The organism is Rhizobium sp. 1399, from assembly GCF_031455475.1.
Classification (GTDB): domain Bacteria; phylum Pseudomonadota; class Alphaproteobacteria; order Rhizobiales; family Rhizobiaceae; genus Rhizobium.
Genome location: NZ_JAVDSU010000002.1, coordinates 544,387 through 558,393, shown reverse-complemented (window position 1 = coordinate 558,393; position 14,007 = coordinate 544,387). Strand labels below are relative to the sequence as shown.

Here is a 14,007-nt window from a genome sequence, read left to right as displayed (position 1 = left end):
GTCAGGCAACCTCGCTGCTCGGGCCGAATGGTGTGATGATCTTGCGGTAACCGACGGCTGCCGGCTTCTTGCCGGAGACGGCGAACTCGCCCACGACGCGATCGTGATAGATGCGCGGATTGTGCGAGGTGATCGTGCGGGCGTTTCGCCAATGGCGGTCGAGCGCCGTGGCACGCTTGGCCGCGGATGCGCCAAGGGCGTCGAAGAGAACCGTCGTCGCCTCGAGGATGAGCGTCGAGATGACGGTGACCGCCTGGCTCGTTTCGATATCTGCAAGAAGGTGGGTATCGGTTTGGTCAGGATCCACGCCGGCGATATTCGCTTCAAAGGACCGCTGCAGGGCTTGCGCGACATTGAGCACGATCGCGCCGGCAGCATAGGCCGGCCCCCTGACACGGCCCACCACTTCAAGCACCTGCGGATCTTCCGCGCTCGTCGCGCCATTACCGCGCGGGTAGATCCTGGCCCGGCTGCCGACATGGCGGGCGAGCTCCTTGGCGGCAGCCCGGCCGATCCCGGCAAGGCTTGCCAGGTGGACGAGCTGGAAGAAGGCCGGCGTATAGGGAAAACGAGCCGAATCCGGTTTGATGTGGACGCCCTCCAGCTTTACGTTCCTGAACCGCGCGGTGCCGCTGCCGCTCATGGCCTGCCCGAAGCCATCCCAATCGTCGAGGATCTCCACGCCGGACACGGACGTGGGCACGAGAGCGGCGACCGGCGAACCCGATCCGTCGACGGCGGCGAGGTTGATCCAGTCGGCATAGATCGAGCCGGTGGTATAAAACTTCTCGCCGTTCAGGCGATAGAAATCGCCATCCGGCACGATTGTCGTGGAATGGTCCCCGACCTTGAGGCCGGCGAGCTCCGAAAAGCCGCTGCCGATCATCTCGCCGCGCCCGAGGCGAGTCAGCCACTCGTCCTGCCAGCTATTGTTCGGCGCATTAAGGAGATCCTCCGTGAAGCCCAGATGGCTGCGAAAGATATTGGTGATATTGGGATCGGCCGCCGCGAGTTCGATCAGCAGCGCAAAAAGCTCCGGCAAGGTAACCTCAAGACCGCCATAGACCGCCGGAATACGCAAAGCGCCGAAGCCCGCCTCCCGCAGCCATCGGACTTCCTCGAAAGGCAGGCGCCGCTGCTGATCCCTTTCGATCGCCGCCTCCCCTATCCGATCGAAGATGGGACGAAATCGTGCGGCAATTTCCTCGTAGCGCGCCGAGGGGCCACGGCCCCAGCCTTCATCGATCCTGGTCATCAACACGCTTCCTCAATGTCTATGATTGTTCGGTTCTGGCTTTTCGACTGCCGGCTCGCTCACGCCCAGCCAGTCGAGCAGCTGCAGGCGAAGCCGGTTGAAGCCTATGCTGCCGGTCGAGCGCGGCCGTGGCAGATCGATCGTCGCTTCATGCGCCACCACCCCGTCTCGCATCACCAGCACCCGGTCGGCAAGCAGCAGCGCCTCTTCGACGTCATGAGTGACGAGGAGCACCGCTTGCCGATGTTTTTGCCAGAGATCGGCGACGAGGGCCTGGGCCTTCAGCCGCGTCAGCGCGTCCAACGCTCCGAAGGGTTCATCGAGCAGCAGCAAATGCGGATTGCGCACAAGCGCGCGAGCCAGTGATGCACGCTGGGCCTCGCCGCCGGAAAGATCCTTTGGCCAGGCATCGCCGCGATGGACCAATCCCACTTCGGCAAGCGCCGTCTCCGCCCTCGCCCGGTTACCGCTCCTGCCGAGTCCGGCCACGACATTGCTCCAGACCCGCTTCCAGGGGAAGAGCCGCGGCGACTGGAACGCCACGCCGCGGCGCGGTGAGACAAAGACATCGCCCTCGATCTCGTGATCGAGATCCGCCAGGATGCGCAGCAGCGTACTCTTGCCACAGCCGCTCGCGCCCAGCAGGGCGACGAATTCCCCGTGTCTGATTTCGAGGTCGAGATGATCAATGACGGTGCGCGGCCCAAAGCGGCGCACAAGCCCGTGGACGCTGACCGAGAGACCCGTCGGGGACGGGGCGTGAAAGGACATGCTCATGCTCCATCGAAGCTTTGACGCCATCTGAGCAGCACGCGCTCGAGCAGCCGGACGATGAGGTCGGCCGAAAGCCCGAGAAGCGCATAGATGACAAGGCAAAGGATGATGATGTCGACGCGATAGACTTCGCGTGCGTGGGTGATCAGATAGCCGAGACCGCCTTGCGCATTGACCGTCTCGGCAAATACCAGCGCCAGCCAGGCAGATCCCAGCGAGTACCGCAGGCCGACGAGCAGGTTCGGAAGTGCTCCCGGCAAAATGACCTGGAAGATCAGCGCGGTTCGCCCGAAGGAGAGCGTGCGCGCCGCCTCAATGAGGGTCTTGTCGACATTGCGGATCCCGGCGAAGGTATTGATGTAGAGCGGAAACGTCACGGCGAAGGCGACGAGCGTTATCTTCGGTGTTTCGTCGATACCGAGCCAGATGATCAGGAGCGGCACGAGGCCGGCCCAGGGAAGCGTGCGCGCCATCTGCATCGGCGCATCGACGAGGTCCTCTCCGAGGCGCAGGAGCCCGGAGATGACCGCGAGGCCGACGCCGATCACGAAGCCGAAACAAAAGCCGATGACGACCCGCTGGAGCGACAGCAAAAGGGCTTCAGACAGGTCGCCGCCCGTGATCATGTCGAGGAGGGTTGCCCAGAGCGTCGCCGGTCCCGGAAACAGGTCCTCCGAAATCCAGCCGTAGCGCGTGGCCAACCACCAGGCGACCACGAGCGCAGCAGGTCCGAGGCTCTTGCCGAAGCCCCGCGGCAGGGAAGCCGTTTTCTGCTTGCCTGCCGGAACGATACGTTCAAGACCTGTAACCGGGCGAGGATCGGACACGCCCGATCCGGGTAGCGCCGGTTGCCCTTCCGAAAGGCTGGTGAGCAACGCCATCAATTCGTCTTTGCCAGCTTCTTGTTCTCATCACGGATTACGTCGCCAAAATCCTTGAGGACATAGTCTTCGACCCTGAAATCGCGCTTGAACTGGCCGCTTTCATGAAAATAGGCGACCTCCTTCTGCCAGCCGGCAAGCACGTCGTCATCGGTTGCGGGAACATATTCCACCCGCGAGCGGCTGGCCTGGAGGTTTGCCGCATCGAGCGAGATCTGCGACAGCTTGGCGACCTGCTCGGCCCATTCCGTCGGATGGGCGTTCACCCAGGCTTGCGCCCGGATGATGCGACGCGCCAGGTCCTCGAGAGCGGCCTTGCGGGCCGCATCCTCGACGGAGGACGTCGGCGCGTAGAGGACGCCCGCCGTGTCGATCACCTTGCTCAGCGATTTCAGAATGCGCGCGCCATGCTGCTGCTGGGCGATCGCCGTGTTCGGATCCCAAACCACGAAAGCATCGACTTGACTGTTGACCAGCGCCGACAGGCCGTCCGTCGTGTTGAGGTTCAGGATCAGCTTGTCGTCCCATGGCACGCCGGCCTGTTCCAGCGCCTTGGCGAACTGATAGTGCTGCTTCGTGAAATAGGGCAAAGCGACCTTGTGACCCTTCAAATCGGCCACGTCCTTCAAGGAGGAATCGCCGCGCACAAGGATGGCGCTGCCGCTTTCCTTGCGCTCCCGCGTGCCGGCCAGGATCGTCACTTTCACGCCATTGGCAATCGCCGCGAGCACGCCGGTGTCACCGCCAGCTGCGATATCCACGTGTCCGGCGCGCAGCGCTTCGACGAGCGGCGGCGTGGAATCGAAATCCGCCCATTTGATCTTGTAGGGAAGATTTTCGATTTCATTGGCAGCGATCAGCTGGCGGTGCAGGCCCGTCTTGTTCGGGGTGCCGACCGTCAAGGTCACGCTCGAGAGGTCGGGAGCACCCTGCGCCCAGGATGCACCGGCAAATAGGCTGGCAAGAGCGATGCCAAAGCCAGCGTTGCGGATCAGACCGGTAATCTCTTCCAATCTCACTCTTCGTTCCTCCTGGCCGATCGGCCCCATGGCGCTTCAATGAGCGAAGGGCCGGTGAATGACGGTCAAAAACCTACGAGAGGCAGGAAATTCTGGTAAGAAAATAAACTCTATAGATTTTATGGATTATGGAAATGCTTTTCGGGTTTTGGTCTGTGCTCGCATCGACCGGCTTCGAAACGGTACGGCGCGACCGCTAGTCTTGAGCCATCACCACAAAGGACAAGGAGACCGATCATGGGCCAGAAGACGATTTCGCGCGAGACATTCCGGCATTGGCTTGCAGATGGGAACGAGCTTGCAGTTTTCGATATCCGCGAGCCCGATGTCGTGGGTTACGCCTCACCGCTCTTTGCCACCAATCTGCCGGCCGACAGAGTTGTGCGTGAACTTTCGCGCTTCGTGCCGCGCAAGGTCGTCCGCACCGTGCTCGCTGACGGCGGCGATGGAGCGGCCGAGCGCCTTGCCGCGGAACTTGCAGTTGCCGGATGGCCGAACATCTTCGCGCTCGACGGCGGTATTCCCGGCTGGACGGCAGATGGAGAAGGGGCCGAATTGCCGACATTCGATACGCCCGGCGTCGACTTTACCCTTGCAGTCAAGGAGGAAAAGGGCACGCCGGTCATCTCTGCCGATGAATTGAAGCGACTTCGCGATGATGGTGAAGATGTTGTCGTCATCGACACCCGCACCGTGCCCGAGTTTGCCCGCGAGCACGTGCCCGGCGCCGTCAGCGTGCCCGGTGCGGAATTGGTATTGCGCTTCAAGGACGTGGTGCCCTCCGAAAAGACGAGGGTCGTTGTCTCCTGCGCCGGCCTGCCGCGCGCCATCCTCGGCGCACAAACGCTGATCGACGCTCAAGTTCCCAACAAGGTGTCCTATCTTCACGACGGGACCAAGGCCTGGACCGCAGCCGGCCTCAGCCTGGAGACAGGCAAGACGCGCACCTACGGACAGGCCAGCGAGACGGCGGTCGAATTTGCCCGCCGGCAGATCGGCATCCTGAGCAGCGGTGATAATTTCCCCGAAATCGATATCGCGACCGCAAGGGCATGGGCGGCCGATCCCGATCGCACCACCTACCTCTTGGACGTCAGGACGCCGGAGGAATTCGAAACCGGCCATCTCGACGGCACACTGTCTTCGGAAGGCGGCCAGCTGCTCGGTGTGGCCTATCGGACCATCGCGGTCAGAGGGGCTCGCGTCGTACTAGTCGACGACCTCATCGGCGCACGCGCGCGCATCGTGGCCCACTGGCTGCAGCGACGTGGTTATGAAATCGCAATCCTGTTGATCGATTTTGCGTCGCAGGAATTAAGCAACGTGGCCTGACGCGCTCCAGGCACTCTGCGTCGGCCTTGCCAGAACCGCATCGGCCGGAGATCCAAGAGCTGACAACGGACCTCCGGCAGATTGGACCGCACTCCAATCGTCAGATCTTGTCAAACGACATCGGCAGGATTGCGGAAAAGAGAAACTCGGTCTCAGGCAGTCGGCCTGACTGCGGTCGAACTAAGGCGCCACGATAGAATGGCGGACCGCGGGCTGGCGGCTTCATCTCAACTTCGACCGTTCAGAAAGACGTTAGCCCTGTCGATCCTGCCGGGCGGCAGCGAACCTCACACACATATTCCAGTTCCCCATCACACGGCTGTCGCCTGCACCACGTTCGTAGCGTTGCCAATCCATTCATTCAACGACGCAGCGGCGGCATGGCTCTGTGAGACGATCTGCGGCACCAGATCGATATCGGCAACACTGCCAAGACCCAGGAGGCCCATCGCAAAAAGGCCGGAAACTGACCGGTGCGCAGCAATAGTGCGCCCGCATTCGTCGGCGACGAGACCAAGTTCGAGCTCATCGCGTTTTGCCAGACCGCACGCAACCACGGACCTTATAAGGGAACTGTCATTGGTGGACGAAGGAAGCCGGCAGTCAACCGTGAAATCGGCCTGAAGTACTTCGAGGCCTTGCGAGGCCGACAGCAACACACCATTGCTGGCAATGCGTTCAACCCTGCCCTTCCTCAAGGTGATCGCGCCGCTTTCGATAGCCTGATGCAGGTGCCTGTAATCGTCTGGCGGCAACCGGTGGCGATGGCTGTCATACACTGCTTTCACATGCCGTTTGAACCTTGCGCGTTCATCCGGCCTCAACTCCTCCCAAAGCTCGCGTGCCTGCAGCCGAAACCCGTTCATGATGCCCTGCCATCCAGACCCCTCTGCGTCCGCCCGCCTTGCCGCATCGCGCAGATAGCGGAACGCACCACGCAGCGTTCGCGGGATGGGTTCGCCCGCAGCGGCGGATCCGACCGCTGCCTGGGCATGCGATTGCGGCAGAAAGCCGGATTCGGAAATGAGATTGATATGAGGGACCTTGCCGTCTTTCAGAAGCGCAAGGGCTTGACCCACGGCTTTGACCCCGCCTCCGATCACAACACCGCTTTGGGCTCCGATGGGTATTGTGGGCTTCTCCAGACTGTCGCGCAATCCATAGCCCGTCGCCAGGAAGACGACGTCGAAATGCTTCCTCTGGTCATTGCCGAAAAAAACGGAAAAGCCCATCTGCGGATGGCGATCGATTGCGATCACGGTCTCCGGAAGGAATTGAACAACCACGTCCGGCCGCGCCATCAACGCCTCAGCGAAACGCTTGTAGACGTAGCTGCCAAACACCCGCTCCGGAACGAATGAGTGCTCGAGCCCCGCAGAATTGGCGGGAAGGCCATCATGCCAATCCCTGTCCGCTTCCAGCCAGCTCTGGAAGTCGTCCCTGCGCGTGGGATCGACGGACAAGTCACGAACACGACTGTTCAATACCGTTGCCACAGCATGGTTCACGCCCTCTCCGACGTCGATCTTGGGTCGGGGATCGAACATTATCAGGTGAAAAGGACGATCGATGCCTTTGAACAGAGCGATTGCGGTCATGATGCCGGTAAAGCCCCGGCCGACGATCGCAATTCTCGCAAGGCGGTCCGCATCTTTCCCCTGAGGGTCCAAAGAGTGGGGCGAGAGAAGAGTCATGCGTTGGCTCCTTCTGCGTCGGATCAGCTCGGTTTACAAAAACACAGCCGGAACTGTTCTTGCCGCGTTAATCTCTACAAAGATGATAGATAATGGTCGCCGGATAGCAAGATCTATTCGGCAAGTCATCCTCGCCAACCCCCGCCACAGGACGCAAACCGTTTAATTTGCTGGGTAATTTCTCAAGCGGGGCTGCCGCGAAATGCGACCTTTGACCTGCGTCGAAGGCAGAATTTTCTCTTTTTCTATCGAATATATAGGAAAATAAACGAGCTTTCGTCGTCGTCGCGAGCGTTTGCAACCTCCCGCCACCGCAGCAACCGGCCTAGCATCGCTTCCTACAATGGAGACGAGTGCTCGCGGTTTGAGGAGGTTGGCATGGCAGGTTTAAACCGCAGCTTGAGCGATCTGTCAAAAGAACCGCCCCCGTCGTCAGACGTTTCTAGATTGTGGGGCGCGCTTTGCGGTGAGGCGATGGATGCAGCCTCGAAGGATCCGTCCCTGGCCCGTACAATGAATTCCGCAGTTCTTTATCATGCGAGTTTTGCTCAGGCGCTCGCGCAGCGCATCGCCTTCAAACTTGCCAACCACGACCTTGATCAGGATGAGCTGTTGTCCGTGATCGCTCAGGCGCTGATCAGCAACGCAGATATCGTCGATCATGCTGCTGCGGATTTGGCGGCGATCAAGGAACGTGACCCCTCAAATGCGGAAATCCTGACGCCATTCCTGTACTTCAAGGGATTCGTGGCTTTGCAGGGACAGCGTGTCGCGCATTGGCTTTGGCATCATGACCGCATCCATATGGCCCGGCATTTGCAAAGCCGCATTTCCGAAGTCTTTGGGGTCGATATTCATCCCGCCGCGAAAATGGGAAAGAGCATCATGCTCGATCATGGAAGCGGCCTCGTTATCGGCGAGACAGCGGTTGTCGAAGACGACGTATCGATCCTTCAAAACGTGACCTTGGGTGGAACCGGCAAGGAAAGCGGTGATCGCCATCCAAAAGTAAGGCGTGGGGCGCTCATCGGAGCCGGAGCCAAAATCCTCGGTAATGTAGAGATTGGCGTCGGCGCCAAGGTTGGGGCCGGCAGCGTGGTCGTCGGTTCCGTTGCGCCCTACACCTCCGTCGTCGGCATTCCGGCGACACCGACCGGAAAACGCCACTCAAGCCTTCCCGGCATCACAATGGATCAAGCGCTGGCAGAGCCGGAATACATCATCTGATGCAGGCTTTCGCAGACGCTGCTGTCCCGGACCCTATCTCTAGGAGACTCTGGGGCGGATATTGCCCCTCGTTGCGTTCTGGTTTCGCATCTTTCGAAGAACCGCACTCACCGCTTCAGGCTCTGCTATCTTTGCCCAATCGGGAATAACAATAGCATCATTGCGACCAAACCCAGTCCCGCGCCGACCATCTGTGAGGGAGCGAGCCGCTCGTCAAAGACAAAATATGCAATCACGTTGATGAGCAGCAGTTGAGCAACGGCGGAAACCGATATGGCGAGCCCCATTCCACCCTCTCTCATCAGCCGCACCATGATCAGATTACCCACACAATAAAGCGCAAGTGACAGGACCAGCACAAGAATGCTGTTGGTCGCGATATAGGTGCGTGAAGCGGTCGCCGCACCGAGGAATGTTGCCATTGCGCCGGCGAGCCAAAGCAGAAATTCTATTCTCATAGGTGACCTTCGTTCGTCTTTCCGCAAGCTGCATACAGCTGTCGGCCGAGGATCGCCAGCATTGGATTCCACTTACGGATCGGCTGTTCTGGCCTAATCGGACGCTTCTCTCAAGCCTCGCATCGAGAGCGTGAATGACGTTCTCGATGCGCAGCAGCAGGCTCTTGCCGACATCGTCTTTCACCATCCATCGGGTGATTGCGGGTCTTTCTGAGATCGTCTGCGGTAGAATTTGTCAAGGAGCGCCTCGATTTGAGTGCCTTATACTTCGCATCAGCAACGACCTTCGGTCATCATCTCGACAGTCGACGATCTTCGGCGGTTCATTCCTCCCGGCCCGCTACGTCGGCTGTTCCCCCTCTGGAGGTTCTTGACCTTCACACCTCGAGGCCCGGCTTTACGCCCGTGGCCTCTTTTTTTGTCCATCAGGCTCAGATCCCGTTGCCATACAGCCGTTGTTTGCGCACTCTTGCGCCGCGTTTTCTCAGCACAATTTCGAATTCTGTCTCTGGATCGGGGGATTTGATCTAGCTTTTCAGCCCCTGGCAGGCGCTCGGACGTGGCCTGGTGGTGTGTCGTGAACTCGTCTCCAGGCCCGCCGAAACTGGCGAGCCGACGAAAAGCCGATGCGTTCGGCGACGTTTTCCATATCGAGTCTTGAACCGATGATGAGTTCTCGTGCGAGCGCAATTCGCATGCGGTTTACATAGTCGGTTACGCTCATGCCGGTGTGCTCGTTGAAAAGCCGTGACAGATTGCGCGGGCTTGTCGCGGCGATCTTGGCAAGCGCCTCGACGGACCAGTTCTGCGACGGATCGGCACCGACGGCATCTTGAGCTCTGTGGATCGCCGGATGGAGGTGGTTTCGCCCTTCCAGCCACGGCGACAATTGAGGATCACCGCCGGCCCGTCGCAGGTAGATGACCAGCGTGCGTGCGACGGCAAGCGACACGGCGTGGCCGACCTCTTTTGCGACAACGGCAAGCATGAGATCGATCCCTGCAGTGACGCCTGCACTGGTCAAGCGCTCGCCGTCCTCGACATAGAGCCGGTTTTCGCGGACGCGAGCGGTCGGAGCAAGTCGGACGAGATCCTGCAGCATGGAATGATGGGTGGTGCATTCGTGTCCCTCAAGCAGTCCCGAGCGTGCCGCAAGCAAGGCACCGGAACAGATCGTCGCAAGCCGGATACCAGGACGAACGATCGCCCTCAGCCATTCAACGATTTCCGCTTCGAGAGCCGCGTCTCCCGGAGCAGTCTCAACCGCTCCAGCGAGCGGTTCATCCACCGCACCGGAAACAACGAGAAATGCGTCATCGGGCAGGCGTGCCGGAAGCGGGGAAATCCTGGCCAGGTCGAGACCTGTCGAACTTCGCACCTCAGCGGCAGGTCCGATGTAGGTCGGCACGAACGCTATCGATTCCTGTTCGAGATTGGCTCTGCGCAAGACTTCCATCGGACCTGCGATATCGAGCAGGAGCGCCCGCGGCGGCACGACCACAAAAACCGGGATGATGCGCCGGGGGCCTTCCACCATTATGCGGCCGCTCGTGCTGAAAGCCCGTTGAGCACCTGCTCCACGGTAACAATACGGGCAAAACGATCGGCAAGGACCAGTTCCGTGCGCGCCCTGATCTCGGCGGCACTCCATTCGCGGCCGGATGTATCGGTCATTGGAAAGGTCAGTGTCGCCTCGCCGACATAGTCGACCTCATAACCGAGGTCGGAGGCGTGCCTGGTCGTCGTCTCACAGCACTGCTCTGTGCGAATGCCGGAGACGATGACGCGCCGGATGTGGTTTTCAGTCAGCCAGACGTCCAGGCCGCTGCCAACGAGCGCGCTGTGGCGGCGCTTGCGAAACACCGCATCCGCCTTGATCTGAAGCGGCGTCAGCGGACGGACGAAACCCGAGCCTTCAGAGAAAACGCCTGACTCCTCGACGTGAAATATCTGGACGACCGGAAGACCGGCCCTTTTCGCGCCATCGATCAGCGCCTGCTGAGACGCAATGTAAGTCCCGATCTCATCTTCACGGAAATAGGGTCGATGACGGAAGGATTCCTGGGCATCGATGACGAGGAGTGCGGTATCTGCAGACATGTGATTATCTCCAAGGGATGAGCGTGAAGACAGTCTACCGACAACACCATACTGCGAAATGCCGATTGCGGACAGATAGCGGACAGATCGCGCCAACCCGAAGACCGAACACCGGAGGTCCCCATCCGTCGAAGACACTCACACAGATTTGCTGCGCAATCACATTATCGGGTGTCGCGACATGACCGGCATCTGATGTGGAAGCGTTCGTCGGAAGAAACGGATGCCGCCGATCATTCTGTCCTGTCCGTTGGATTCGCAAAGTTGCACCTCATCGGCCGGCAGCCTAAACATCGATCTTGTAACCAAGGTCAATGTCGCTTGCCGCTTTCCCATGAAGCCCCCAGTTTGAGGCGGGCACTTCGACGAGGATGGTTTTGATATCGGAAGCAGGGATACCGAGGGATGAGAGCTCCCTCGCCAAACCAGCGTAGAGCCGCCGCTTGGCGTCGTCGGTACGGCCGGAAAATAGGGTTACCTCCACCACCATATAGGAGGAACCTTTTCCGGGCGGGGTGATAATGGCGACGTCATCGTACTCAAAGAGACGCACACACCGGTCGTCACTTGGCAGTTTCAAGGCGTCCAATAAGGCACGTTGCACGGCTTCGATAAGTTCGAGCCTGCGCTCTCCTATCCATCCACGCCGTGTCTCGATGCGAGTCGAAGGCATCATAATCTCCAGTCCAGCACGTGATAGATCTTAAGAGCTCGGGATGATCGGCATGGCGTTCCTTTTACAATTCATCGCCGGGCAGCGTTCGCCCCGCTCCAAGGTACGATTCATGATAGCTTCGACGCTGGTTCATCGATTGGCGATCTGAACCCGTCTGCTCTCAGTCTTTCCCAGCAAGCGCTGCGTTCCGTTATGCCCCGGTCAGCTGTGTTTCGCCTGTCGTGACGACGCCTTCATCGAGCGATCGAGCGAGAGGTTCTGAAAAAGCGTGACGTGGATGGCGTGGATCATCATGTGATGTCAGAAAGAAGCGACGGGCGACATCGATATAGCCATTATAGACGAGACCACCATTGATCGAGACAAGCAGGTTCCGGTGCCGGCGGTAGAGACGCGGAATCCGGTACCATGGTATGCTGGGCCTCTGATGATGGAGAACATGCAGGTTGTTGTAGAGGAACAGCAGACCGAACAGCGGGCTGTTTTCAACGATGGCCGTGCGTTCGTGGTAATGATCGGCAAAGCGGTGTTCGGCATAGGAGCGCAGCCTGCTGAGGGACGCGCCGCCATAGACGAACGCCAGCAGATAAAGCCAAATCGGCATTTGGCAAATTGCGCCAATCCAATAAAGAACGACCGCAATGCCGACGAAGTGCCATGTCCATAGTATCGCGCGATGCCTGTCTCCGCCCGTGACCCTGACGAACTCTTCCCCCACAAAGTTTAGGATCATGACGAGGGGGCCAAGGGTCAACCGTCCCAATAGCGTTGTATTCCAGACAGCCAAACCGCGGCCGAAGCGGCCCATGCGGTTCCAAGCCACCTGGGTAAAGTATGAGGATTCCGGATCCTCAATCGGATCAGTCAGAAGTTCGTCGCGGTGATGGACCAGATGGGCCTCGCGATAGATGGCATAGGGCAACCAGAGTGATAGGGGCGGCCAGCCGATCGCATTGTTGATGCGCCGATTTCGCGTCGGGTGCCCATGTATCACCTCGTGTTGCAGCGATCCGTGCCAGGCAATCAACCAGCTTCCGAGCGCGATAACGACAACGAGCGGCAATTTCTGCCAAAACCAGGTCAGCGCCAGAAAGCCGCCATAGATGACGAGCGCCAAGGCAACAGTCTGCCATTCGATGCGTGCAATGGAAACGACGGACTGGGAGGGAAGATTTTCGACACCCGTACGGAGCGGCATTCACGAGATCCAAAAAAGCAATATCTTGAAACGCCACTATAGAGGCGATCAAAGCGCGCTTGCGCCACACAAGTTTGCCGACCGCGTTTCGAAAAAGGAAAACTCATGCGCCCCAGCGTAAAATCGCAAAATATTTATCTATTAAAAATATAGACTATTCCAGCAGCCGCCGTAGCCCGCTGACAATTGGAAATTTGATTCGACAAATGGGATGCGTGGCAAGCGGAATTGTTGCTCAAATGGAAGCGCGCTGGGCCAGCCAGGAGGGTCGTGCAGGTACAAGCGCGCCAGTGTGTGAAGGCATCATCGATCGCGAAGCGCCATCAACACGACTGACGGCACGCTTCCTCTCAGAAGGCGATTTGGACCTTCATCGACCGATTTCGGTCGCCGGCCACCTCAAAGGCGCGGACGGCATCGTCCAATGGATAGGTCTCGGTCAACAGCGGCCTGAGATCGACGCGACCTTGGTTGATGAGGTCGATGGCAAGAGCGAATTCCTCGTGAAAGCGGAAGGTTCCCTTCATCTCGATCTCCTTGGCGACAACCACGTTCTGCGGGATCGAAACATCTCCGCCGAGGCCGAGCTGGACGAGGGTCGAGCGGGGTCGGAGAACTTCAAGCCCCGCACGGACCGCGCGTTCGTTTCCGGAGGCTTCGAATTGGACGTCAAAGTAGCCCTTTCTTTCAGCGTATGCCGACAGCTTCCCAGGATTTTCCGCGACGTTGATGACGCGATCGGCCCCCACTTCCAGAGCCTTGTTCAAGACCGTGTCCATAACATCTGTTGCGACGATCTCGCGCGCGCCGTGCGCCCTTGCGGCAATGATGGCGAGCGCACCGATCGGACCGCAGCCCGTCACGAGCACACGTTTGCCCGTCAGCGAGCCTGCGCGGTTGACGGCGTGCAGCGTCACTGCAAAAGGCTCGGCCATGGCGGCTTCGCCGATCGATACGCTTTCGGCGACCTTGTGGCACTGCCACGCCTTTGCAATCAAGCGCTCGCGAAATGCGCCCTGGATGTGCGGCATCGGCATGGCGCTGCCGTAAAAGCGCATGTTAAGGCAATGGTTCTGCTGGCCCTTCAGGCAATAGTCGCAGGCATTGCATGGCCGGCTTGGCGAGACGGCGACACGATCCCCCACCGCAAGATCCGAGACACCCTCGCCAAGTGCCGCGACGACGCCGGCCACCTCATGCCCAAGAATCATCGGCTCGCAAAGGCGCACCGTCCCAAAGCCGCCGTGATTGTAGTAATGCAGATCGGAGCCGCATATCCCTCCTGCCTCGATCGCCACTTCGACCTGACCGCGCGCCGGTGCCTCGACAGGCCGCTCCTCTATGCGAAGATCCTTGGCTGCGTGAATGACGAGAGCTCTCATCGATGTGGTCC

The 14,007-nt window shown here is 59.6% G+C and carries 13 protein-coding genes; 2 read left to right on the top strand and 11 right to left on the bottom strand.

Annotated features, from left to right (window positions below; translation table 11 throughout):
• Position 1: 1 nt before the first annotated feature.
• The 4 genes from J2X71_RS08695 to J2X71_RS08680 are packed head-to-tail and all read right to left on the bottom strand — an operon-like array spanning position 2 to position 3,929.
• Positions 2-1,255, bottom strand: a complete 1,254-nt coding sequence (locus J2X71_RS08695; RefSeq protein ID WP_310381281.1) for an acyl-CoA dehydrogenase family protein — start codon at positions 1,253-1,255, stop codon at positions 2-4.
• Between the two features lie 12 nt (positions 1,256-1,267).
• Positions 1,268-2,032, bottom strand: a complete 765-nt coding sequence (locus J2X71_RS08690) for an ABC transporter ATP-binding protein (RefSeq protein WP_310381279.1) — start codon at positions 2,030-2,032, stop codon at positions 1,268-1,270.
• Positions 2,029-2,910: an ABC transporter permease gene (locus J2X71_RS08685; protein ID WP_310381276.1), complete on the bottom strand. Its 882-nt coding sequence runs from the start codon at positions 2,908-2,910 to the stop codon at positions 2,029-2,031. Before J2X71_RS08685 ends, J2X71_RS08690 begins: the two co-directional genes overlap by 4 nt.
• Positions 2,910-3,929 carry an ABC transporter substrate-binding protein gene (locus tag J2X71_RS08680; RefSeq protein ID WP_310381274.1) on the bottom strand — a complete coding sequence of 340 codons (1,020 nt, stop codon included), beginning with the start codon at positions 3,927-3,929 and terminating at the stop codon, positions 2,910-2,912. Before J2X71_RS08680 ends, J2X71_RS08685 begins: the two co-directional genes overlap by 1 nt.
• Before the next feature lie 237 nt (positions 3,930-4,166).
• Here J2X71_RS08680 and J2X71_RS08675 point away from each other — a divergent pair, with 237 nt between their 5' ends.
• Positions 4,167-5,261: a rhodanese-like domain-containing protein gene (locus tag J2X71_RS08675; RefSeq protein WP_310381270.1), complete on the top strand. Its 1,095-nt coding sequence runs from the start codon at positions 4,167-4,169 to the stop codon at positions 5,259-5,261.
• 311 nt (positions 5,262-5,572) lie between these two features.
• Here the strand turns inward: J2X71_RS08675 and J2X71_RS08670 are convergent, their stop codons facing one another.
• Positions 5,573-6,955 (bottom strand): FAD/NAD(P)-binding protein, encoded by a 1,383-nt coding sequence (locus tag J2X71_RS08670; RefSeq protein WP_310381266.1) that lies wholly within the window; start codon positions 6,953-6,955, stop codon positions 5,573-5,575.
• Between the two features lie 378 nt (positions 6,956-7,333).
• Here J2X71_RS08670 and cysE point away from each other — a divergent pair, with 378 nt between their 5' ends.
• Positions 7,334-8,182, top strand: a complete 849-nt coding sequence (gene cysE / locus J2X71_RS08665; RefSeq protein ID WP_310381262.1) for a serine O-acetyltransferase — start codon at positions 7,334-7,336, stop codon at positions 8,180-8,182.
• Between the two features lie 125 nt (positions 8,183-8,307).
• On the opposite strand, the gene J2X71_RS08660 is transcribed toward cysE, so the two are convergent.
• From J2X71_RS08660 to J2X71_RS08635, 6 genes are all read right to left on the bottom strand, one after another.
• Positions 8,308-8,640 carry a hypothetical protein gene (locus tag J2X71_RS08660; protein ID WP_113184976.1) on the bottom strand — a complete coding sequence of 111 codons (333 nt, stop codon included), beginning with the start codon at positions 8,638-8,640 and terminating at the stop codon, positions 8,308-8,310.
• Positions 8,641-9,175: 535 nt separating this feature from the next.
• Complete coding sequence (locus tag J2X71_RS08655) at positions 9,176-10,177, bottom strand: helix-turn-helix domain-containing protein (protein ID WP_310381256.1); 1,002 nt, start codon at positions 10,175-10,177, stop codon at positions 9,176-9,178.
• Positions 10,177-10,740 (bottom strand): isochorismatase family protein, encoded by a 564-nt coding sequence (locus J2X71_RS08650; protein ID WP_310381250.1) that lies wholly within the window; start codon positions 10,738-10,740, stop codon positions 10,177-10,179. Before J2X71_RS08650 ends, J2X71_RS08655 begins: the two co-directional genes overlap by 1 nt.
• 286 nt (positions 10,741-11,026) lie before the next feature.
• Entirely contained in the window at positions 11,027-11,416 is a 390-nt protein-coding gene (locus tag J2X71_RS08645; RefSeq protein WP_310381247.1) for a tautomerase family protein, read from the bottom strand.
• 190 nt (positions 11,417-11,606) lie between these two features.
• Positions 11,607-12,614, bottom strand: coding sequence for a fatty acid desaturase (locus J2X71_RS08640; RefSeq protein ID WP_310381244.1), 1,008 nt, complete (start codon positions 12,612-12,614; stop codon positions 11,607-11,609).
• Between the two features lie 350 nt (positions 12,615-12,964).
• The gene (locus J2X71_RS08635) at positions 12,965-13,996 is read right to left on the bottom strand and encodes an L-idonate 5-dehydrogenase (RefSeq protein ID WP_310381241.1); all 1,032 of its coding nucleotides are present in this window, start codon (positions 13,994-13,996) and stop codon (positions 12,965-12,967) included.
• Between the last annotated feature and the right edge of the window lie 11 nt (positions 13,997-14,007).